Origin of the sequence: Novosphingobium piscinae (assembly GCF_014230355.1) — a bacterium.
Taxonomy (GTDB): Bacteria; Pseudomonadota; Alphaproteobacteria; order Sphingomonadales; family Sphingomonadaceae; genus Novosphingobium; species Novosphingobium piscinae.
This window is the reverse complement of the sequence record NZ_JACLAX010000008.1, coordinates 114,435-135,241: the sequence shown is the minus strand read 5'-3', so window position 1 is coordinate 135,241 and position 20,807 is coordinate 114,435. Positions and strand designations below refer to the sequence as shown.

General features: G+C 67.4%; 19 protein-coding genes and 1 tRNA gene. 9 read left to right on the top strand and 11 right to left on the bottom strand.

Annotation, left to right across the window (positions count from 1 at the left end):
• Positions 1-45 precede the first annotated feature (45 nt).
• The 7 genes from dusB (at position 46) to hflX (ending at position 9,502) form a co-directional block, all read left to right on the top strand.
• Positions 46-1,077 carry a tRNA dihydrouridine synthase DusB gene (gene dusB, locus H7F53_RS10050; protein WP_185679346.1) on the top strand — a complete coding sequence of 344 codons (1,032 nt, stop codon included), beginning with the start codon at positions 46-48 and terminating at the stop codon, positions 1,075-1,077.
• Positions 1,074-2,192: a two-component system sensor histidine kinase NtrB gene (locus H7F53_RS10045; protein WP_246438809.1), complete on the top strand. Its 1,119-nt coding sequence runs from the start codon at positions 1,074-1,076 to the stop codon at positions 2,190-2,192. Before dusB ends, H7F53_RS10045 begins: the two co-directional genes overlap by 4 nt.
• Positions 2,189-3,607 (top strand): sigma-54-dependent transcriptional regulator, encoded by a 1,419-nt coding sequence (locus H7F53_RS10040; RefSeq protein ID WP_185679345.1) that lies wholly within the window; start codon positions 2,189-2,191, stop codon positions 3,605-3,607. Before H7F53_RS10045 ends, H7F53_RS10040 begins: the two co-directional genes overlap by 4 nt.
• Before the next feature lie 113 nt (positions 3,608-3,720).
• On the top strand, positions 3,721-5,979 hold the full coding sequence (locus H7F53_RS10035; protein WP_246438797.1) for a sensor histidine kinase: 2,259 nt from the start codon (positions 3,721-3,723) through the stop codon (positions 5,977-5,979).
• A 49-nt stretch (positions 5,980-6,028) separates the two neighbouring features.
• Positions 6,029-7,417, top strand: coding sequence for a nitrogen assimilation response regulator NtrX (gene ntrX / locus H7F53_RS10030; RefSeq protein WP_185679344.1), 1,389 nt, complete (start codon positions 6,029-6,031; stop codon positions 7,415-7,417).
• Positions 7,418-7,610: 193 nt separating this feature from the next.
• On the top strand, positions 7,611-8,180 hold the full coding sequence (hfq, locus tag H7F53_RS10025) for an RNA chaperone Hfq (protein WP_185679343.1): 570 nt from the start codon (positions 7,611-7,613) through the stop codon (positions 8,178-8,180).
• A gap of 65 nt (positions 8,181-8,245) precedes the next feature.
• Positions 8,246-9,502, top strand: a complete 1,257-nt coding sequence (gene hflX / locus H7F53_RS10020) for a GTPase HflX (RefSeq protein WP_185679342.1) — start codon at positions 8,246-8,248, stop codon at positions 9,500-9,502.
• A 21-nt stretch (positions 9,503-9,523) separates the two neighbouring features.
• Here the strand turns inward: hflX and mazG are convergent, their stop codons facing one another.
• The 10 genes from mazG to H7F53_RS09970 all read right to left on the bottom strand — a co-directional run bounded on the left by mazG (position 9,524) and on the right by H7F53_RS09970 (position 18,630).
• A complete protein-coding gene (gene mazG, locus H7F53_RS10015; RefSeq protein WP_185679341.1) occupies positions 9,524-10,306 on the bottom strand; it encodes a nucleoside triphosphate pyrophosphohydrolase in 783 nt (260 codons plus the stop codon).
• Between the two features lie 79 nt (positions 10,307-10,385).
• Positions 10,386-10,571, bottom strand: a complete 186-nt coding sequence (locus tag H7F53_RS10010; protein ID WP_185679340.1) for a hypothetical protein — start codon at positions 10,569-10,571, stop codon at positions 10,386-10,388.
• Positions 10,568-11,350, bottom strand: coding sequence for an MBL fold metallo-hydrolase (locus H7F53_RS10005; protein ID WP_185679339.1), 783 nt, complete (start codon positions 11,348-11,350; stop codon positions 10,568-10,570). Before H7F53_RS10005 ends, H7F53_RS10010 begins: the two co-directional genes overlap by 4 nt.
• Positions 11,347-12,132 carry a TatD family hydrolase gene (locus tag H7F53_RS10000; RefSeq protein ID WP_185679338.1) on the bottom strand — a complete coding sequence of 262 codons (786 nt, stop codon included), beginning with the start codon at positions 12,130-12,132 and terminating at the stop codon, positions 11,347-11,349. Before H7F53_RS10000 ends, H7F53_RS10005 begins: the two co-directional genes overlap by 4 nt.
• The gene (metG, locus tag H7F53_RS09995) at positions 12,132-13,697 is read right to left on the bottom strand and encodes a methionine--tRNA ligase (RefSeq protein WP_185679337.1); all 1,566 of its coding nucleotides are present in this window, start codon (positions 13,695-13,697) and stop codon (positions 12,132-12,134) included. The genes H7F53_RS10000 and metG overlap by 1 nt, the downstream gene beginning before the upstream one ends.
• A 20-nt stretch (positions 13,698-13,717) precedes the next feature.
• Positions 13,718-14,674: a DNA polymerase III subunit delta' gene (locus H7F53_RS09990; RefSeq protein ID WP_185679336.1), complete on the bottom strand. Its 957-nt coding sequence runs from the start codon at positions 14,672-14,674 to the stop codon at positions 13,718-13,720.
• Entirely contained in the window at positions 14,671-15,300 is a 630-nt protein-coding gene (tmk, locus tag H7F53_RS09985) for a dTMP kinase (protein ID WP_185679335.1), read from the bottom strand. Before tmk ends, H7F53_RS09990 begins: the two co-directional genes overlap by 4 nt.
• Entirely contained in the window at positions 15,297-16,502 is a 1,206-nt protein-coding gene (locus tag H7F53_RS09980; protein WP_246438796.1) for a D-alanyl-D-alanine carboxypeptidase family protein, read from the bottom strand. The genes tmk and H7F53_RS09980 overlap by 4 nt, the downstream gene beginning before the upstream one ends.
• 48 nt (positions 16,503-16,550) lie before the next feature.
• A complete protein-coding gene (locus tag H7F53_RS09975; protein WP_185679380.1) occupies positions 16,551-17,513 on the bottom strand; it encodes an SPOR domain-containing protein in 963 nt (320 codons plus the stop codon).
• A gap of 28 nt (positions 17,514-17,541) precedes the next feature.
• A complete protein-coding gene (locus H7F53_RS09970) occupies positions 17,542-18,630 on the bottom strand; it encodes a lytic murein transglycosylase (RefSeq protein ID WP_379542878.1) in 1,089 nt (362 codons plus the stop codon).
• A 132-nt stretch (positions 18,631-18,762) separates the two neighbouring features.
• Between H7F53_RS09970 and H7F53_RS09965 the strand changes: the two genes are divergently transcribed.
• Both H7F53_RS09965 and H7F53_RS09960 read left to right on the top strand, forming a co-directional pair.
• Positions 18,763-18,852: transfer RNA gene (locus tag H7F53_RS09965), tRNA-Ser, on the top strand.
• The gene (locus H7F53_RS09960; RefSeq protein ID WP_185679334.1) at positions 18,825-19,133 is read left to right on the top strand and encodes a hypothetical protein; all 309 of its coding nucleotides are present in this window, start codon (positions 18,825-18,827) and stop codon (positions 19,131-19,133) included. Before H7F53_RS09965 ends, H7F53_RS09960 begins: the two co-directional genes overlap by 28 nt.
• Before the next feature lie 135 nt (positions 19,134-19,268).
• On the opposite strand, the gene lpdA is transcribed toward H7F53_RS09960, so the two are convergent.
• Positions 19,269-20,684: a dihydrolipoyl dehydrogenase gene (gene lpdA, locus H7F53_RS09955; protein ID WP_185679333.1), complete on the bottom strand. Its 1,416-nt coding sequence runs from the start codon at positions 20,682-20,684 to the stop codon at positions 19,269-19,271.
• Positions 20,685-20,807: the final 123 nt, after the last annotated feature.

Sequence of the window (20,807 nt, the reverse complement as noted above, 5' to 3'; positions counted from 1 at the left end):
TATGCGCTGCCTGTTTTTTAGGCAGCCGGCGACCGTGCGTTGATCATGACCAAAGCCCCCGTTCCCCCAGCGCTTGCACCGATCCGGATCGGTACGGTGCCGATCGAATGCCCGGTGATCCTTGCCCCGATGACCGGCGTCAGCGATCTGCCATTCCGTAAGTTCGTGCGCCGCTACGGTTCGGGCCTGAATGTGACCGAGATGATCGCCAGCGCCGCGGCGATCCGCGAGACCCGCCAGTCGATTCAGAAGGCGGCCTGGGATCCGGTGGAGGATCCGGTGTCGATGCAACTGGTTGGCTGCGAGCCGGCTGAAATGGCCGAGGCGGCCCGGCTCAACGAGGATCGCGGCGCAGCGATCATCGACATCAACATGGGCTGCCCGGTGCGCAAGGTCGTCAATGGCGATGCCGGATCGGCGCTGATGCGCGACGTGCCGCTCGCCACCCAGTTGATCGCCGCGACGGTCAAGGCGGTGAAGGTGCCGGTGACGGTGAAGATGCGCATGGGCTGGTGCCACGACAGCCTCAATGCCCCTGAATTGGCCCGCATCGCGGAGGATCTTGGCGCCAGGATGATCACTGTACACGGTCGCACCCGCAACCAGATGTACAAGGGAAGTGCCGACTGGGGGTTCGTGCGGAGCGTCAAGCAGGCCGTGTCGATCCCGGTGATCGTCAACGGTGACATCTGCGGGATCGCCGATGCCGCCCAGGCGCTCGAACAATCCGGGGCCGACGGGGTGATGATCGGTCGCGGCGCCTACGGCAAACCCTGGCTGCTGGCCCAAGTGATGCATTGGTGGCGCACGGGCGAGGTGCTGGCTGAGCCTGCGCTGGCCGAGCAGTTCGACGTGATCCTCGAGCACTACGAGGCGATGCTCGAGCACTATGGCACGATGACCGGGGTGCGCATGGCACGCAAGCATCTGGGCTGGTACACCAAGGGTTTGCCCGGTTCGGCCGAGTTCCGGAACAAGGTCAACTTCATTGACGATGCCGACGAAGTGGTACGTCAGCTGCGCGGGTTCTACGCGCCGCTGCTAGACCTCGATCCGGCGCGGCGCGAGGCGGCCTGACCGTGGCGACAAGCCAGGTGGCACCGGATGCCTGGCGGCAGTTGGCCAGCATGTCCCTGGCGGTGGTCCTGCTGGGCCCGGACCTGCGCATCGCCGGCGCCAATCCCGCAGCAGAGCAGTTCCTCGGACAGAGCATCCGGCGCATCGCCGGCAAGCGGCTGTTCGATCTTGTGCGCTTCGATGAGCCGCGCATGCTGGCCCGGGTCCATGAGACCGATGCGCCGCTGTCGGCGCGTGATGCCGGAGCTCTGATCCTTGGCGTCGGTTCCCGCCGGCTCGACGTGACGGTCTCGCCGGTGACCGAGACCCCGGGCTGGCAGGTGGTGACGTTGCAGGATGCCAGCGCCGCCGAGGCCCTCGGTGAGGACCCGGGTACTACCGAGGATTCGGTGCTGCGCGCGCCCGAGATCCTGGCGCACGAAATCAAGAATCCGCTCGCGGGCATTCGTGGCGCGGCACAGCTGCTGGGTCGCAAGGTGGCGGACAAGGACCGCGCGCTGACCACGCTGATCGCCGACGAGGTCGACCGCATCGCGAAGTTGATCGACGAGATGCAGACGCTGTCGCGGCGCACCACAGCGCCGGTCGCGCCGTGCAACCTGCACGAGGCGGTCCGCCGCGCACGTGCGGTGATTGATGCGGCAGGTAAGGGCGTGCGGATCGAAGAGGAGTTCGACCCCTCGCTGCCGCCGGTGCTGGGCAGCGCCGATGCGCTGGTTCAGGTGCTGATCAACCTGCTCTCCAACGCGGCCGAAGCCTGCGCCGTCCAGGCCGCGGCCCGGATCGTGGTGCGTTCGCGTTTCTCGAGCGGCCTGCAACTGCATGCGGTAAGCGACGGAAAGCCCGTGCGGTTGCCAATCGAACTGCGGGTAAGCGACAATGGCCCAGGGGTCGATCCGGCCATGCGCGACCACATCTTCGAGCCGTTCGTGACCTCGAAGAAGAGTGGGCAGGGGCTGGGGCTGGCGCTGGTCCGCAAACTGGTGCGCGACATGAATGGGCGGATCACGCACGAACGCGACGAAGCGCGGGGCTGGACCCATTTTCGGATCCATCTGCCTTTGGCGCCCGAACCCAAGGGACCGCGCCCCGCCACGCAGAGGGAACAGCCATGACGGTCCTGCTCGTCGAGGACGATGAATCCATCGCCATCGTGATCACGGCAGCGCTCGAGGCCGAGGGTTTCGTGGTGCACCACTGCCATTCCGTCGCCGAGCGTGATCGGTTGCTGGCGCAGTCGGGCTTCGCGGCGCTGGTCACCGACGTCAAGCTCACGGATGGCGATGGCATCGAGACCTTGCCGGCGGTGCGGGCACGGCATCCGGACATGCCGGTGATCATCCTGAGCGCCCAGAACACGCTCGATACGGCGGTGCGGGCGAGCGATACGGGGGCCTTCGAGTACTTTCCCAAGCCGTTCGACATCGACGAGCTGGCGCGGACTGTGCGCCAGGCGGTGGGCGCGACGAGTCAGGCGAGCGGGGAGGAGGGCGAAGAGGCGGAGCCCGCAGGTCTGCCCCTGGTGGGCCGAAGCGCACCGATGCAGGCGGTTTACCGCATGATCACGCGCGTCCTGCGCAACGATCTGACCGTGTTGATCCTCGGCGAATCAGGTACGGGCAAGGAGCTGGTGGCCGAAGCGATCCACCAATTGGGCCATCGTCGCGGTGGACCTTTCGTGGCGGTCAACACCGCCGCCATCCCGGCCGAGCTGATTGAAAGTGAGTTGTTCGGGCACGAGAAGGGGGCCTTTACCGGTGCGGTGGCGCGCTATGTCGGCAAGTTCGAGCAGGCGGCGGGCGGCACCCTGTTTCTCGACGAGATCGGCGACATGCCGATGCAGGCACAAACAAGGCTGCTGCGGGCGCTGCAATCGGGTTCGATCCGCCGGGTTGGCGGGCGCGAGGAGGTGGCGATCGACACGCGCATCGTCGCGGCGACCAATCGCGATCTTGAACCGCTCATCGCTGCCGGGCAGTTCCGCGAAGACCTCTACTATCGCCTGAACGTCGTCCCGATCACGATGCCGGCCCTGCGCGAAAGGGCCGGAGATATCGAGGCACTGGCAAACCACTTTCTCAAGCTGGCGACCGCCGAAGGCCTGCCTCGGCGCCAACTGACCCGCGACGGTGCGGCGCTGCTTGAGCGCCAACCATGGCGCGGCAACGTGCGCGAGCTCAAGAACTTCATCTACCGCGTTGCGCTGCTGGCGCGCGAGGACGTGGTCGATGCCGAGACGATCCAGCCACTGTTGCTGCAAAGCCAGCGTGCCGAGGCCGAGCAGGCCCCTGAGCCACCCGGTCTGGACCAGGCTGTGGCGCAATGGATCGAGCGGGAAGCCCCGGCGCCGGGCAGGGTCTACGACCTGGCGCTGGCCGCTTTCGAGCGTCCGCTGTTCGCCGAGGTGCTCCGCAACACGGGGGGGAACCAGTTGCGGTCGGCGCAGATTCTAGGGATCAACCGCAACACCCTGCGCAAGCGCTTGTCCGAGCTCGGACTCGATCCCGACGGGTTCGCCCGCCGCTCCTGACCTGGCCGCCCCTGACCTGATCGTGCGCTCCGCGCCGCTCGTCGCGCGGGGCGGGACCTGTCCCACAATCCCTCTTGCATATCTGCAACAGCAGGTGTTGTTGTTGGGTTACGATGGCGGTGGAAACGGTAGGAGAGGTTCCGGCACGGCGCACCGGCTGGCCGCGATGGCGGCGTCGGCTGCAGGTGTCTGCGCGGCGCGCCAATCTGTTTGCCGTGATCGAGGTGGTCGCAGCGATCGCCTTCATCACCATGACCGTGGTGACCTTCGCGACGATCCGGGCCCGCTCCGACCGCGAACTGATGCCGTCCGACCTCACCGCCACCCTCCTGGTCGGAACGCTGGTGCCCGCGATGGCATTGCTGGTGCTGCTCGGTCGGCGCATGGCCTTGCGGCGGGCCGCCGAGACGTTGGGCGGGACCGGTCGGCTCCACACCCAGCTGGTCTTCTTCTTTTCGTTGCTGGCAGCGATTCCGACCCTGCTCGTCGTGGTCTTTGCCTCTTACCTGTTCCAGTCGGGCGTGGAATTCTGGTTCTCGGACAGCTCGCGCGGGCTGCTCGAAAATGCCAACAAGCTCGCGCGCGGCTATTACGAACAGAACCTGCGCGACGTCGGCAATGAGACCGTCGCCATGGCCAGCGATCTGCGCGACTATCTGGGTCAGGCGCCGATCGCCAGTCCCGCCTTCGTCGAGGGCTATTCCTACCAGGTCGTCAGCCGCAAGCTGAACGAGAGCGCGATCATCGAGAAGGGACGCGACGGGCAGTTGCGCACCGCGGCGATTGTCGACCCCGAGAAAAACTCCAACCGGGAACGCGTGACGCGCGAAGTGCTCGGCCGGCTCGAGGCCGGCGAACCGATGGTGGTCAGCGCCAATGCCAACCGCATCGAGGCGGTGACCGCGATCGATCGGGCGACAGGGATATACCTTTATGCTGCGCGCAGCTCGGACCTGCTGGCCTTCAGCCAGGGGCAGCGAGCGCAGAACATCGTGCGCGCCTACGAGGTGCTGACCCGCCGCGCCCGCACACTGCAATTGCGCTTCAACGTCGCGTTGTTCGTGGCCAGCCTGGCGCTGGTCGGGCTGTCGGTATGGTTCGCGCTGCGGTTTGCCGATAATCAGGTCAAGCCGCTCTACGATCTGGTCGGGGCTGCCCGGCGCGTCGGCAGCGGCAACTATGCATTGCGCGTGGACGGGCGCACCGGGCCGGACGAGATCGGCCAGCTCAACCGGGCGTTCAACCGCATGACCGCGCAGATCGAGCGCCAGACCAGCGCGCTGGTCGAGGCGAACCAGCAGCTGCACGAGCGCCGGGCCTTCATCGAGGCCGTCCTCGAATCGGTCAGCGCCGGGATCATCTCGATCGACGGCAACGGACAGGTGCTGCTGATCAACACGCCCGCCAATGCACTGCTGTTCGGTCTTGCTGACCGACACCCGATTGGCGAGCCGCTGGCCGAGATCGCGCCGGGCATCGCCGCTCTGGTCGAACGCGGACAGCACAGCGCCGTGATTCAGCATGGCAAGGCAGGCGAGCTGCTGACCCTGGCCGTGCGCATATCGCGCGACCGCACCGGACACGTGATCACCTTCGAGGACATCACGCGCCAGCTGCTCGATCAGCGACAGGCGGCGTGGTCGGATGTGGCGCGCAGGATCGCTCACGAGATCAAGAACCCGCTGACCCCGATCCAGCTCGCCACCGAGCGGCTGCGGCGGCGCTATGGTCGCCAGATCGAGAACGACCCGCAGCTGTTCGAGGAACTGACCAGCACGATCATCCGCCAGGTTGGGGACCTGCGTAACATGGTCGACGAGTTTTCCTCATTCGCGCGACTGCCCAAGCCAGTGTTCCGCGTCGAGGATCCGGTTGACCTGGCCCGCCAGTCGGTCTTTCTCCAGGAAGTGGCGCGGCCCGATCTGGATTTCTCGTTCCGCGCCGAGAACCCCGCCGGGGAAGGGCCGCCGCTGGGCCACCTGTTGTGTGACCGCCACCAGTTTGGCCAGGCCATGACCAACGTGCTCAAGAACGCGGTTGAGGCGATCGAGGCCCGCGCCCGCGCCGGCGAGCCCGACTACCGCGGCCGGATCGCGGTCACCATGGAGGGCGACGCGGCCATGATCGCCGTGGCTATCGCCGACAACGGAATCGGTCTGCCGAGCGAGCGAGAGCGGATCACCGAACCCTACATGACCACCCGCGAGAAAGGCACTGGTCTCGGTCTCGCGATCGTCAAGAAGATCATCGAGGAACATGGCGGCGAAATGTCCTTCTCCACCACCGACGGTGGGGGCACCACCGTGCGCATGGGCTTCGCCCGTGATCCGCTGGGCCGCCAGGAAGCAGCCCGGCCCGAGGCGGCGGAATGACCTGCCTCTGCCGCCCCGTTCCCCGTTCTGCCACCCGTGAGGAGTTCTGATGGCGCTCGATATCCTGATCGTCGACGACGAACGCGACATTCGCGAACTGGTTGCGGGGGTGCTCAGCGACGAGGGCTACGAATGCCGCACCGCGGGCGACAGCCGTGCTGCGCTGGAGGCCATCGATCAGCGTCGCCCCAGTCTGGTGCTGCTCGACGTGTGGCTTCACGGCTCGCCGATGGACGGGCTCGAGGTGCTGGATGCGATCAAGGTGCGTGAGCCTGAACTTCCGGTGATCATCTTCTCCGGCCACGGCAACATCGACACGGCGGTCTCGGCGATCTCGCGCGGGGCGATGGACTTCATCGAGAAGCCGTTCGAGGCCGAGCGGCTGCTCCATTTGGTTGGCCGGGCCACCGAGACCGAACGGTTGCGGCGCGAGAATGCCCAGCTCAAGAAGCATGCCGACACCACCGCCTACGAGTTCACCGGCAGCAGCACGGCGATCAACCAGGTCCGCGCTACGCTCAAGCGCGTCGCCAATACCGGCAGTCGGCTGCTCATCTCGGGCCCGGCGGGAGTGGGCAAGGAGGTGGCCGCGCGGATGCTCCACGCCTGGAGCCCGCGTGCCGACAGCGCCTTCGTCTCGGTCAATTCGGCGCGGATCACCCCCGAACGCTTCGAGCAGGAGCTGTTCGGCGAGGAGCAGGACGGACATCTCGTCCGCCCCGGCCTGCTCGAGATGGCCGATGGCGGCACCCTCTACCTCGACGAGGTAGCCGACATGCCCCTGTCTACCCAGGCGCGGATCCTGCGGGTCCTGACCGAGCAGGCCTTCGTCCGGGTTGGCGGTCACCGGCAGATCCGCGTCGATGTGCGCGTGGTCTCGTCCACTTCGCGCAATCTCGAGAAGGAGATCGCCGAACGGCGGTTCCGCGAGGACCTGTTTTACCGACTCAACGTGGTCCCGGTGCATGTCCCGGCGCTGGCCGAGCGGCGCGACGACATTCCCGGTCTGGTCGAACATTTCTTTGCGCGCTTCGCGGCCAACCAAGGGGTCGCCCCGCCGGAGATCGCGCCCGATGCGATGGCCGCGCTGCAGGCCTATGAATGGCCCGGCAACGTGCGCCAGCTGCGCAATGTGGTCGAGCGGACGGTGATCCTGACCCCGCTCGAGCGGCTGGCGCGGATCGAGGCTGACATGCTCCCCGCCGAAATCGGCAGCGGCCGGCTGGGCGGCGATTCCGGTATGTCGACACTGATGGGGGTCCCGCTGCGCGAGGCTCGCGAGAGCTTCGAGCGCGAATACCTGCGGGTCCAGATCCGGCGGTTCTCAGGCAATATCTCGAAGACCGCCAGCTTCATCGGGATGGAACGGTCTGCCCTGCACCGCAAGCTCAAGCTGCTCGGCATGGTCGAGCGGGGGAGCGAAGACGGGGAGGGGTGACGCCCCGGCCGCGGGAGCCACCCGTTCCAAGCCGAAATGCGCTCCTGCCGCAATACGCGGCTTTTCCCAATTTACGTGGCGGAAGGAAACCGATAGTTTCACGCTGGTTTCGGTTGAATCGCGCCCTGCTGGGTGCGCTTCCGCCTGATCGCGGACCGCCAGAAGGCGGCTGCCAAGAAGAAGGAGCATTTTGGTGACCGGACGCACTCTTACCGCCCGCCCACGCGCGCCCAAGGCCGAACCCGAGGCCCCGCCGCCGCCCCCTTCCGGCAAGGGCAGCCCCAACCTGCAAGACCAGTTCCTCAACCTGCTCCGCAAGAACAAGGTGCCCGTCACCATGTTCCTCGTGAAGGGGGTCAAGCTGCAGGGCATCGTCACCTGGTTCGACAACTTCTCGATTCTGCTACGGCGCGATGGCCAGTCGCAGCTGGTCTACAAGCACGCCGTCAGCACGATCATGCCGAGCCAGCCGATCGATGCGCGCCAGTTTGGTGGCGGCCCCGATACGGCAAACAAGAAGGTCCGGCTGCTGCAGGACGTGTTCCTGGCCTCGATCCGCACGGCGGGCGTGCAGGTGACGATGTTCCTCGTCAACGGCGTGATGCTGCAGGGCCGGGTCGCCGCTTATGACCTGTTCTGCATGCTGCTGGAACGCGAAGGCTACGTGCAGCTTGCCTACAAGCATGCCGTATCGACGATCCAGCCGGTCACCCCGGTCGATCTCACCGGCGGAGAGCTGGACGAGGAAGAGGACGACGTCTGATCGATAACGACGACCTCAAGGGAGAGGTTTCGCGCGGAGCCCGGGCCGTTATCGTCTATCCGGCGATGCGCCAGCGGGTGGCCGTCGATACCGATTCCCGGCTGGAAGAAGCGCGCGGCCTGGCCTTGGCGATCGGGATCGTGGTGGTGGAAGCCTTTGCCATCCCGATCCGCGAGGCGCGGGCCGGTACCCTGTTCGGCGAAGGCCAGATTGAAAACATTGCGGTGGCCTGCAACCGCGAGGATGCCGAGCTGGTGATCGTCGACGGTTCTCTCACGGCAATCCAGCAGCGCAACCTCGAGGAAAAGCTCAAGCGCAAGGTGATCGATCGCACCGGGCTGATCCTGGAGATCTTCGGTGAACGCGCGGCGACGGCAGAAGGCCGGCTGCAGGTCGAGCTGGCCCATCTCGATTACCAGGCCGGCCGGCTCGTCCGCTCGTGGACCCACCTCGAACGCCAGCGAGGCGGCTTCGGCTTCCTCGGCGGTCCGGGCGAGACGCAGATCGAGGCTGACCGCCGCATGATCCGCGACCGCATGGCCCGGCTGCGCCGCGAGCTCGAGCAGGTCCGCCGCACCCGCGGCCTCCATCGCCAGCGCCGCGGCCGGGCGCCCTGGCCGGTGATCGCACTGGTTGGCTATACCAATGCCGGGAAGTCGACGCTGTTCAACCGGCTGACCGGGGCCTCGGTCATGGCCGAGGACCTGCTGTTCGCCACGCTCGACCCGACCATGCGGGCGATCCGCCTCCCCGGGATCGACAAGGCGATCCTGTCGGACACGGTCGGGTTCATCTCGGACCTGCCGACCCAGCTGATCGCCGCCTTCCGCGCGACGCTCGAAGAGGTGACGGCCGCCGACGTGATCGTCCATGTCCGCGATATCGCCAATCCCGATACGGTGGCGCAGAAGCAGCAGGTGCTCGAGGTGCTCACCGACCTTGGGATCATCGGGGCCGAGGGCGAGGAGGCGCCGGTTCGGATGGTCGAGGTGTGGAACAAGTGGGACCTGCTGACGCCCGACCAGACGATCGAGCTGCGCGCTGAAATGGCGCGCCGGCCTGAGGATAAAATCGTTCCTTTATCTGCATTTACTGGCGAAAACTGTGAAGGCTTGCTGGCTCTTCTGTCGGACCTGCTGACAGCCGACGCCGCCTTGCATACCTTCGTGCTGCCGGCCAGCGCAGGGCAGCGGATCGCCTGGCTCCATGCGCATGGCGAGGTGGTGGGTGACGAGGACGCCGGGGAAGGGGAGGACGGCCCGCGCCGCCGCCTCGCGGTGCGGCTCAGTCCGCGCGATCTTGGCCGTTTTGCACGGCTCTAGCGGTCATCGACCGGCGCCGGGTTACTCGGCTGCCTTGACCCGCTGCCAGAGTGCTTCCTGCCGGGCGATCGGCAGGGCGGCGAAATCCTCACCGTCCTGCCCGGCAAGCGCCTCCATGGCCTGGAAGCGGCGCTCGAACTTGGCATTGGCCGCACGCAGGGCTTCTTCGGGCGCGATGCCATAGACCCGCACAGCGTTGACCGCAGCGAACAGGAGGTCACCGGCTTCCTCCACGCGTTCGGCATCCGATCCCGCAGCACGCAGTTCGTCCAACTCCTCGCGCACCTTGTCGGCTGGTCCCGCCGGATCCTCCCAGTCGAACCCGACCCGCGCTGCGCGCTTCTGCAGCTTCTCGGCGCGCATCAGCGCGGGCAGTGCCAAGGCAACCCCGGCGAGCGCCGATGTCGCCCCCCGAGCGGCGCGTTCCGCGGCCTTGAGCTGCTCCCAGCGCTCCTCACGCGGCTGCTCCACGGTGGTGTCTGTCCCGAACACGTGCGGATGGCGGTATTCGAGCTTGTCGGCGATCGCGGCGGCGACGTCGTCGAAAGCGAACAGGCCGGCTTCCTCGGCCATTCTCGCGTGGAAGACGACCTGCAGCAGCAGATCGCCCAGCTCGTCCCGCAGCGCGGCCATGTCGTTGCGCTCGATCGCGTCGGCCACTTCATAGGCTTCCTCGATCGTATAGGGCGCGATCGTCGCGAAGGTCTGCGCCACGTCCCAGTCACAGCCGCGTTCCGGATCGCGCAGACGCGCCATGATCGCTAGCAGACGCGACAGGGCGGGTGTCTCGGCGGGTGGGGTCATCGTCGCGGACCTTTTATTGTGATAATGCACATTATGTTAATTTGGACTGGGGTAAGGACGGGGGAGCGCATAGGGCGCCCTAGCCTCCGAACCGGGCCGCCAGCGCCGCCAACGCGCCGATCAGCACGGCCCACACCACCGCATAGACAACCCGCCGCTGGCCGCTCAACTGCTGCAGCGCGCTGCTGCGTGAGACGAGGAACAGTGACATGACGAGGCCCGCCATCGCGACGATCGTATCGCCGTCGGGTAGCCGCGGGGTCATGCCTCGAGCACAAGCCCGTCATAGCCGACCAGCACGTGGCTGGGCACCTCGGCGCCGAGCGCGGCATAGTCCATCGAGCGATCCATGTGAGTCAGCACCGCGCGGCCGACCCGCGCCGCCGCGGCCAGTTCGAGCGCCATGCCGAGATGCGCGTGGGTTGGATGTGGCTCGCGGCGCAGGCAGTCGACTACCAGAAGGTCGCAACCGTCGAACAGGTCGACCATCTCGCGGTTGATCGCGCTGAAATCGGTCGCATAGCCGATCGAGCGGCCGTCGGCATCGAACCGGTAGGCAGTGCTCTGCGCCGGTCCATGGTCCATCTGGCACCAACGTACGCCGAATCCGGCGCACAGCCGCAGGCGGTCGAGCGTGTCGATCGTGCAGATGGTGTGGTAGCCATGCTGTCCAGCGAAAACGTAACCGAAGCGGCTGCGCAATCGCCTGACGGTTTCTTCGTGGCCATAACCGGGCAATGGCGCCCCGCGGCCGTAGCGCATCGGGCGCAGGTCATCGATGCCGTGGGTGTGATCGGCATGGTCGTGGGTCCAGAACACTGCGTCGATCCGGTCGATCCCGTTCGCCAGCAACTGCGCGCGCAGATCGGGTGACGTGTCGACCAGCAGGCGTGCACCGGCCTTGCTCTCGACCACGATCGAGACCCTCGAGCGCCGGTTTCGCGGCTCGGCCGGATCGCAATCGCCCCAGTCGCCGCGGCCATCGGCACCGCCGATCCGGGGCACGCCGGTCGAGGTTCCCGAACCCAACATGATCAGCTTCACGCGCCCTGCCCTCCGACCTTGGAGAACAAAGCGTGAAAATTTCGTGTCGTCGTGGCCGCGAGGGCTTCTGGCGTAGTCCCGCGCAGGGCGGCGACGAAGCGCGCGGTATCGGCCACGAAGGCGGGCTCGCAGGGCTTGCCCCGGTGCGGGACGGGAGCGAGGAACGGGGCGTCGGTCTCGACCAGCAGGCGATCTTCCGGAACAGTCCGGGCCACGTCCTGCAGCGCCACCGCGTTCTTGAAGGTGACGATCCCCGAAAGCGAGATGGTCAGCCCCAGTTCGAGCATCTCGGCACCGAATTCGGCCGAGGCGGTGAAGCAGTGGATCAGGGCGGGGAAGGCCCCCTTCCCCATTTCCTCGCGCAGGATCCGGGCGGTGTCCTCCTCGGCGTCGCGGGTGTGGATGATCAGCGGCAGTCCGGTCTCACGCGCCACGCCGATATGCACCCGGAACAGATCCTGCTGCACCTGCCGATCCGAGTGGTCGTAGTAGTAGTCCAGTCCGGTCTCGCCGATCGCGACCACGCGCGGGTGGCAGGTCGCGCCGAGCAGCACCTCGGCGCCGAGATCTGCGTGCTGGTCGGCCTCGTGAGGGTGGATGCCGACGCTGGCCCAGACATCCGGCTCACGCTCGGCCACGGCGATCACCTCGGCCCATTCGCTGCGCCGGGTGGAGATGTTGAGGAACCCGCAGACCCCCGCCGTCCGCGCGCGCGCCAGTACGCCCGACTGATCCTCGCACAGGCCTTTGTAATTGAGGTGGCAGTGCGAATCGATCAGCATCAGGCCACCGCGTCCTCGCTGGGCAGTTCGATCCGTGGGAAGGCCGGGGCAGGCTGACCCAGCGGCTCGCCTGTGGCCACGCGGCGGGCAAACCAGGCCGGATCGTCCAATGCCGCCAGATCGCGCTCACTGGCCGGAATGCTCAACTGGTCCAGCACCTTTCCAGCCGCAGCAGGAACGACCGGGCTGATCGCGATGGTCAGGTCGCGGATGGCCATGAACAGGGTGAGCAACACCGCTTCCATCCGCGCCGGATCGGTCTTCTTCAGCGCCCAGGGGGCCTGCTCGTCAATATAGGCGTTGCAGGCGAAGACGGCGCGCATCCACGCCTCGATCCCGGCCGAGAAGTTGAGTGCGGCGAATTCGCGGGGCAGTTCGACGCGGCAGGCGTCAGACACAAGCTGGCGCAGCGTCCGATCGGCTTCAGTTTCATCAAAGGCATGAAGCACGCCGTCCATGTTCTTGAAGATCATGGAGCAGACCCGCTGCACCAGATTGCCGAAGCTGTTGGCCAGCTCGGCATTGGCGCGGGTGACAATCGCCTCCGGCGAATAGGACCCGTCCTGCCCGAAGGCGACCTCGCGCAACAGGAAGTAGCGCAGCGTGTCCACCCCGAACCGATCAGCCAGGTCGAGCGGATCGGTAACATTGCCGAGAGATTTCGATTCCTTCTGCCCGCGGTTGAGCAAGAAGCCGTGGCCAAACACCTGGCGCGGCACCGGCAGGCCCGCGCTCATCAGGAAAGCGGGCCAGTAGACCGCGTGGAACCGGACGATGTCCTTGCCGATCAGATGCAGATCGGCGGGCCACCAGGTCTCCACCGTCGAAGTTTCCTCGGGGAAACCCAGCCCGGTGAGATAATTCGTCAGGGCGTCGACCCAGACATACATGACATGGTTCTCGCTGCCGGGAACCTTGACCCCCCAGTCGAAGCTGGTGCGCGAGACCGACAGGTCGCGCAGGCCGCCTTCGACAAAGCGCAGCACCTCGTTGCGGCGGCTCTCGGGCTGGATGAAGCCGGGATTGTCGCGATAGAGCCCGAGCAGCCGCTCAGCATAGGCCGAGAGACGGAAAAACCAGCTTTCCTCGACTGTCCATTCGACAGGGGTACCCTGGGGCGAGAGCTTCTGCCCCCCTTCCCCGACGGTCAGTTCGCTTTCGTCGTAATAGGCCTCGTCGCGGACCGAGTACCACCCCTCGTAGCGGTCGAGGTAGAGATCGCCATTCGCCTGCATACGCCGCCACAGCTCCTGCGAAGCCTGGTGGTGGCGCGCTTCGGTGGTGCGGATGAAAACGTCATAGCTGACGTTCAAAACATCACACATATCAATGAAATGTTGTGACATTTCATCGGCCAGCTGCTTCGGAGTCTGCCCCAGGTCGCGGGCCTTCTGGGCCATTTTGAGGCCGTGCTCGTCGGTCCCCGTCTGGAACCGGACGGTACGGCCGCAAAGCCGTTGGAAGCGGGCGATGACGTCGGCGGCGATCGCCTCGTAGGCGTGGCCGATGTGCGGCTTGCCGTTGGGATACGAGATCGCGGTCGTGATGTAGTAGGGTTCGCCCATGTCCGGCCTGTCTGGAGGTGTCAGGCCGCTTCTCTAGGGAGCGCGGCCGAGACGAGCAACCCGCCGATTTCCATCGCGAGCAGCCCCGGATCGTAATTGTAGGTCGGCGCCTGGGCGGTGAGTGTCGCCAGCGCGGCGTGGGCTTCGATGATCCGCGGTTGCTGTGGGCCCGGCGCGGTGCACACCGACTCCACCAGCACTGCCCGAGCCAGATCGAGCGTGGCCAGCTGGCGTTCGCGATCGGGGCGGGCGCCGATCTCGGCCGCCAGTTCGCCGCGCAGCACAAAGTGCTCATCACCTTCGTGCAGCAGGCGCAGCATGATGGCGTGGAGCGCTCCGAGTTCCTGTTCGACAAAGCCTAGCGCAGCTCCGGGAGAGCCATCGGCAGCGGCGATCGCGGCAGCGCGGGTCGCCTCGGTGGCCCGCGGCGCCAGCCGCGCCAGCAGCGGTCCCAGATCTGCGGCTGTCAGGGTGGGAAAGCGCAAGGTCCGGCAGCGTGAGCGGATGGTGGGGAGCAGGCGGCCGGGACGATGGGTGACCAGCAGGAACACGCAGCCGGCCGGCGGCTCCTCCAGGCTCTTCAGCAGGGCGTTGACCGCACTCTTCTCAAGATCGTCGGCCGGGTCGATCACGATCGCACGGCGAGTGCCGAGCGTGGGCCGGGTGGTCAGGCGGTGCTGGATCTGCCGCACCTGATCGACCGAGATGTTGCGCTTGGTGGCATAGGGCTTGCCCTCGTCTCTCTTGCGCGCCTCATCCTCATTGGCGGGCAAGGGCTCGAGGACGATGATGTCGGGATGGAGCCCGGGCTGCGGCACTCCGGGCTCGGCCACCAGCTCGCGCGCGGCAGCCAGGGCGAAACCTGCCTTGCCCAGTCCCTGCCTCCCGGCCAGGATCCATGCGTGGTGCATGCGGCCGGACGCCAGTGCCGCGCGCCATTCGCGCCACGGTTCCGCGTGGCCGATAAGCCCGGTCATGTCTCCAACCCCAGCGCATGCAAGACCGCGGCATGGGTCTGCTCCGGGGATCCATTACCGTCGATCCGCACAAAGCGCGCCGGCTCGGCCGCCGCCATCCGGGCAAACCGCGCGGCAACGCCGGCGTGATAGTCGGCAGGGCGGCCACCGATGCGGTCGGCTCGCCCCTGATCGCGGGCATCGAGCCTTACAGCGGCTACCTCGGGGATAACCTCGATGAGCAGGGTCGTGTCAGGCAGCAGCCCGCCGCTGCCAATACGGTGCAGCGCGAGGATATCTTCATCCCCGAGCGCCGTTCCGCCGCCCTGATAGGCGCGGCTCGAATCCACGAAGCGATCGCAGATGACCCATTCGCCGCGGGCCAGGGCCGGGCGGATCAGGCGCTCGACATGGTCGGAGCGGGCGGCCGCGAACAGCAGGGCCTCGGCGCGCGGTCCCCAGCCCTCGCCCTCGGTGCCGAGCAACAGGCCGCGGATCGTCTCGGCTCCCGCCGTGCCGCCCGGCTCGCGCGTGACCACCGTGCCGATCCCACGGGCCGTCAGGGCCTCGGCCAGCAGGCGGCACTGGGTGGACTTCCCGGCCCCCTCTCCGCCCTCGAGCGCGATGAACCGCCCCGGAGCGCTCACGTGAACAGGCCCAGCACGCCGTTCCGCAGCCGCGCCAGCAGACCGGCACGCGGCACGTCGGCGCCAGCGGCCAGCGGCACCCGGTGCGGCGCCTGACCGCCGACGGTGATCTCAAGCTGGGCGACGATATCACCTTTGCGGACAGGCGCCTCGAGTGGCCCGTCATAGACGATCCGCAGCTGGACCGGTGCGCGCGTGCCGCGGGGGCTGGCCGCCGAGATCGCGCCCGAGGCCACCAGCGGGAGGCTGCGTGCCTCGCCATCCTGCACCTGCGCCGTGCCCACCACGGCCCCTGCCGGGAACAGGGTACGGCTGTCGAACGCCGCGAAGCCCCAGTTCATCAGCGCCTCGGCGGCGCCCGCCCGATCCTTCGGGGTGTAGGCTCCGCCGATCACCATGACCAGCCTCCGGCTCTGCCGCTCGGCTGATCCGAGGAAGCCATAGCCGGCCTGATTGGTGAACCCGGTCTTGATCCCGTCCGCGCCTTCCAGCTTGCCCAGGATCGGATCGTGGTTGCGCTGGGTGATGCCGTTCCACGTCATCGTCGGGTGGCCGATATAGGCGTGGTAGAGATCGGGATGCCGGGTAATCATGGCTTGGGCCAACACGGCCAGGTCATGCGCCGAGACGAAAGTCTGCCCTTCATCCATCCAGCCGTTGGGCGTGCCGAAGTGGCTGTCCTTCATCCCCAGCCGGCGCGCTTCGGCGTTCATCAGGGCGAGCCAGTTGGGCACCGATCCCGCCGCCCCTTCGGCCAGGACCACGCAGCCGTCGTTGGCCGAGACGTTGGCGATGCCCATCAGCAGGTCATGGACCGTGACGGGGTGGTCGCGGTCGATGAACATGGTCGAGCCGACCGCGTGCCACTGACGGTAGGCGCCCTCGCTCATCCGGAAGACCTGATCTGGGCGTAGCTGACCCCGCGAAAGCAGCTCGAAGGCGACGTAGAGCGTCATGACCTTGGTGATCGAGGCCGGAACGAAGCGCCGGTCGGGTTCCTTGGCATACAGTACCTGACCCGAGCCAAGATCGACCAGCAGGGCGACCGGAACGGCGGCGACCTCGGGCGGGACCATGGCCGGATCGGCGGGGGTTGCCATCGCGGGGGCTGGCCGCGGCCGCAACTGCCCGTCAGCCGGAACGAGCGGCAGCGCGGCAACGAGCAGGGTGGTGGCCAGCAGGGCGGCAGGCGTGCGGGTCAAGGTGGCTCCGGGCTATGCGGCGGCGCGCCGCCCGGGCCCGAGGGGCGATCAGTCGGCGCGCTGGATTCGGGCTTGGGTATAGCCCGCAGCCCGCACCTTGGCGAGGGCGGCGCTGGCCTGTGCCTGGCTGGTGAGGCCGCTGATGCGCACGCGGAAGAGGCGCCCGGCTGGGCTAACCCCCCCGCCGACGCGAGCCGCCACGGCCGCCGCGTTGGTCCGGCTGGAATAGGCGCCGACCTGGACCACGAAGGGCCCACTGCTGACCGGTGCTGCCGACGCGACCGGACGGGCGATGGGCGGAGCCATGGGCACGACCGGCTTGACGACAGGCTGCGGCGCAAGCTGGGTGGCGGGCTTCGGAGCGGGTGGGATCGCTGCCGCCGCCGCCGGCTTCAGGCTGGGCGGCATCACCGCGGGCCGCTTGGCTGCTGAGGCTGGCGCTGGCGCGGCTACCGCCGCAGTGGTTGGCGCCGCAGCCGGTGCGGGAGGCTGCCCTGCCGGTTCGAGCTTGCGCATCAATACGCCGACCAGCGACATCGGCGTGTCCATCCGGTCGGCAGCACGCTGGCCGGCGCGCAGCAAGGCGCGCTCAGGCTCGGCCGGGTTGACCCGGCGGATGCGGATCGGCGTGCGCGCCTCGCTGGTGCCGAGCTGTGCAGCCGCGGCGGGCGAAAGCGCGACGAGCCCAGCCCCGGTCATCGGCCCGCGCCGTTCCGCCCGGACCAGGATGGTCTTGCCGGTTCGCAGCGAAGTCACCTCGACGTAGCTCGGCAGCGGCAGCGTGCGGTGCGCCAGGCTGATCCGGTCACCGCCGGCCGGGTCGATCAGGGCGTAGCCGACCTGGTCGTAGTTCATCACGTCGACCGGGGTATAGGTCACCCCGTCGACTACAAAGGGCGCGCCCAGCACGATCGGGTAGTCGGCGGCAGGGCCGGTTGCCGGCGGCGGCGGGGCCTTGTCGCGGGCGAGCGCCGGGCCATCGGGCAGCAGCGCACCGGTCAGCAGGGCCATCGTGGTCAACAGACCCCGCGAAAAACGGTCAGCGCGCGATTTCATCTGCAAGCAACCCCACTGACAAAGCGTAGAAGTTCGAGCAGTTGTATTCGAGGATGACCCGATAATTCCCGGTTAACAGGTAGGCGGTCTGCCCCGGGCCATCAGGTTCGATCAGGCTGGCAAGCACGTCGTCGGCCATCGGGCCGAGCGGAGTGACCCCGCTGGCACGCCATTCGCGGATTGTGCGCCAGCGCGAGTGGCGGGCATGGACGCGCGGACACTCTGGCGCCGTCAGCCGGCTCGCCACCGCGGCGCGATCAAACCCGGCCGGAACGCTCGCGGCAACCCCCCACGGCTGCCCGGGACGCCACCCGGCATCGCGGAAATAGTTGGCGATCGAGGCCAGCGTGTCGGCCCGGCTGCTCCAGATATCGCGCTGGCCGTCGCCATCGCCATCGACCGCGAGCCGCAGGTACATGCTGGGCAGGAACTGCGGATTGCCGAAGGCCCCCGCCCACGAGCCCTTCAGCCGGCTGCGCGGCACACCCTGGTCCGCCATCTTGAGCACCGCGACGAACTCCGCGGCGAACAGCTCGCGGCGGCGCCCCTCGTAGGCGAGCGTGGCCAGCGAGCGGGCGAGGTCGAAATCGCCGGTGTAGCGCCCGTAATTGGTCTCGTGCCCCCAGATCGCCAGCAGGATCGGCGCGGGCACGCCATAGCGCGCCTCGATCTGCGGGATGAGCCCTGCCAGGCTGGCGTACATCGTCCGCCCTGCCCCGATCCGGGCTGCGTCGACATGAGTGCGGCGATAGGGCGCGAAGGCCGGGATCGTGCTGGGCGATGCACCGGGCTGGGCGCGGTCGAGCGCGATAACCCGCGGGTTTGGGGTGAGCCCGGCGGTCATCACCTGGATCGTCGGCTCGCTCACGCCTTCGCCGCGCGCCCGCGCCGCCAGCAGCTGGAGATAGGCCCGGAAGGCACTGTCTGCCTGCGCCGGAAGGGCCGTTCCCGGCGCATCGGCCATGGCGGCTTCCGGTTCGGGGACGGTGCCCTGCTGCGCCATGGCCGGACCCAGGGCCAGGGCAGCAGCACTCACCACACTCATGCGGAAAAACGGGAAGGACCGGGTCATCGCGCCAGTCTTTGCACAGCCCGCCAGCCTTGCAAATGCGCGCCGGCGCAAATTCGGCCGCAATGATCGCGTTGTCCCCGCCGCGCCGGGGGTGACAAGCGCGCCGCTGCGCGCTAGCGCCACTGACCGTGCGGACAGGTGGCCGAGTGGTTTAAGGCAGCGGTCTTGAAAACCGCCGTGGGTGCAAGCTCACCGTGGGTTCGAATCCCACCCTGTCCGCCAAAATCCGAGCCTTCGGCCAGTCGCACAGCTACTTCGGTGGATACGACGTGGGGCGCTTCGACTATGCTGGCTTTTTCGACCGGCGCGAGCGGACGGCCCGGGTGCTTTCGACCATCATCGGGAAGCCCATCACGGCCGAGCTCCATCTGAACAGGACGCCGGGCCGACACGCGGTCACGCGCGGCGAGATCGTTGCGGACCACCAGCTCATGTCCCGGCTCCGCGATACCTTGCAGGAGGATATCCGGTTCTACGAAATGATGCGGGTGCGGTGGGGTTGATCTTTTGCCACACCGCTCACCCGCACAGGCTAGCCCGCTGGCCGAACGGCTGCAAAAACCCGAGTTTGCAACAGGAACAGCACTGACCCGGCCGCGTAAGCGGCACTGCCGCCCCATTCGGCCGGGTCGGAGCGGTCAGATATGGATCGCGCGGCCGTAGGCCTGCAGGACGCTTTCGTGCATCATTTCCGAAAGCGTCGGGTGCGGGAACACGGTTTGCATCAGCTCGGCCTCGGTCGTCTCCAGCGTGCGGCCCACGACATAGCCCTGGATCAGCTCGGTGACCTCGGCGCCGATCATGTGCGCGCCGAGCAGTTCCCCGGTCTTGGCGTCGAACACGGTCTTGACCAGGCCCTCCGCCTCGCCCAGCGCGATTGCCTTGCCGTTGCCGATGAAGGGGAATTTGCCAACCTTCAGCTCGTAGCCAGCTTCCTTGGCCTTGGCTTCGGTGAGGCCGACGCTGGCGACCTGCGGATGGCAGTAGGTGCAGCCGGGGATGTTGCGGCGGTCAAGCGGATGGGGGTGGACCTCGGTGTTGCCCAGCTCCTGGGCGATGGCCTCGGCGGTGGTGACACCCTCATGGCTGGCCTTGTGCGCCAGCCAGGGCCCCTCGACCACGTCGCCGATCGCCCAGATGCTCTTGACGTTGGTGCGGCCATAGCCGTCGACCTTGATGTGGAAGCGCTTGTCGGGCTCGATCCCCAGCTCTTCCAGGCCGATGTTCTCGACGTTGGGGACGATGCCCACCGCGACGATGACGTGACTGAACGTTTCGGTCGTTGTCGCGCCGCTCTTGTCCTTGATCGCCACCTTCACGCCATCGGGGCCATTGGCGATGTCGCCGACGCTGGCCTGGGTGAGGATGCGGATGCCCTGCTTGGTCAGGGCCTTCTCGAGGAAGGCCGAGATGTCGGCATCTTCCACCGGAACGATCCGGTCCATCATCTCGACCACGGTAACCTCGGCGCCAAGGTCGTTGTAGAAGGAGGCGAACTCGATCCCGATCGCGCCCGAGCCGATGACCAGCAGCTTGCCGGGCAGTTCGCCCGGGGTCATTGCGTGGCGGTAGGTCCAGATCCGCTTGCCATCCGACGGGGCCTTGGGCAGCTCGCGCGCGCGGGCGCCGGTGGCAATGATGATGTGCTTGGCGCTGAGCGTTTCGCTGCCCTTGTCGCCGGTCACCTCCAGCTTGCCCGGGCCGACCAGCTTGCCGGCCCCCATGTGGACGGTGATCTTGTTCTTTTTCATCAGGCCGGTCACGCCCATGTTGAGCTGCTTGGCCACCCCGCGCGAACGCGCGACGATCGCCTGGAGATCGGCGGTGATGTTGTCAGCAGCCAGGCCGTAGTCCTTGGCGTGCTTCATCTGGTGCAGCACCTCCGCCGAGCGCAGCAGCGCCTTGGTCGGGATGCAGCCCCAGTTGAGACAGATCCCGCCGAGGCTCTCGCGCTCGACGATGGCGGTCTTGAGCCCGAGCTGGGCACAGCGGATCGCCGCGACATAGCCGCCGGGGCCCGAACCGAGGACGATCACATCATACTGGTCAGCCACTTTGTCTGTTCTCCTGAAATCCCAATTCCGCCGGCCGGCCCTCAAGGGGCCGCGGCGGCCTTATCCGGTTTGGGGGCCAGCGGCCCGCGATCCCGGCTCCCGCACCCCCGGGGTGCCACGAAG

Bases quoted from the DNA above. Each gene is read 5' to 3' on its own strand.
- hflX (WP_185679342.1), top strand. From the start codon at position 8,246: ATGCGCCAGCGGGTGGCCGTCGATACCGATTCCCGGCTGGAAGAAGCG.
- mazG (WP_185679341.1), bottom strand. From the start codon at position 10,306: ATGACCCCACCCGCCGAGACACCCGCCCTGTCGCGTCTGCTAGCGATC.
- metG (WP_185679337.1), bottom strand. From the start codon at position 13,697: ATGGGCGAACCCTACTACATCACGACCGCGATCTCGTATCCCAACGGC.
- H7F53_RS09975 (WP_185679380.1), bottom strand. From the start codon at position 17,513: ATGGCCCTGCTGACCGGTGCGCTGCTGCCCGATGGCCCGGCGCTCGCC.
- H7F53_RS10010 (WP_185679340.1), bottom strand. From the start codon at position 10,571: ATGACCCCGCGGCTACCCGACGGCGATACGATCGTCGCGATGGCGGGC.
- H7F53_RS10035 (WP_246438797.1), top strand. From the start codon at position 3,721: ATGGCGGTGGAAACGGTAGGAGAGGTTCCGGCACGGCGCACCGGCTGG.
- H7F53_RS09970 (WP_379542878.1), bottom strand. From the start codon at position 18,630: ATGACCCGGTCCTTCCCGTTTTTCCGCATGAGTGTGGTGAGTGCTGCT.
- ntrX (WP_185679344.1), top strand. From the start codon at position 6,029: ATGGCGCTCGATATCCTGATCGTCGACGACGAACGCGACATTCGCGAA.
- H7F53_RS10000 (WP_185679338.1), bottom strand. From the start codon at position 12,132: ATGCTGATCGATTCGCACTGCCACCTCAATTACAAAGGCCTGTGCGAG.
- H7F53_RS09990 (WP_185679336.1), bottom strand. From the start codon at position 14,674: ATGACCGGGCTTATCGGCCACGCGGAACCGTGGCGCGAATGGCGCGCG.
- H7F53_RS10040 (WP_185679345.1), top strand. From the start codon at position 2,189: ATGACGGTCCTGCTCGTCGAGGACGATGAATCCATCGCCATCGTGATC.
- dusB (WP_185679346.1), top strand. From the start codon at position 46: ATGACCAAAGCCCCCGTTCCCCCAGCGCTTGCACCGATCCGGATCGGT.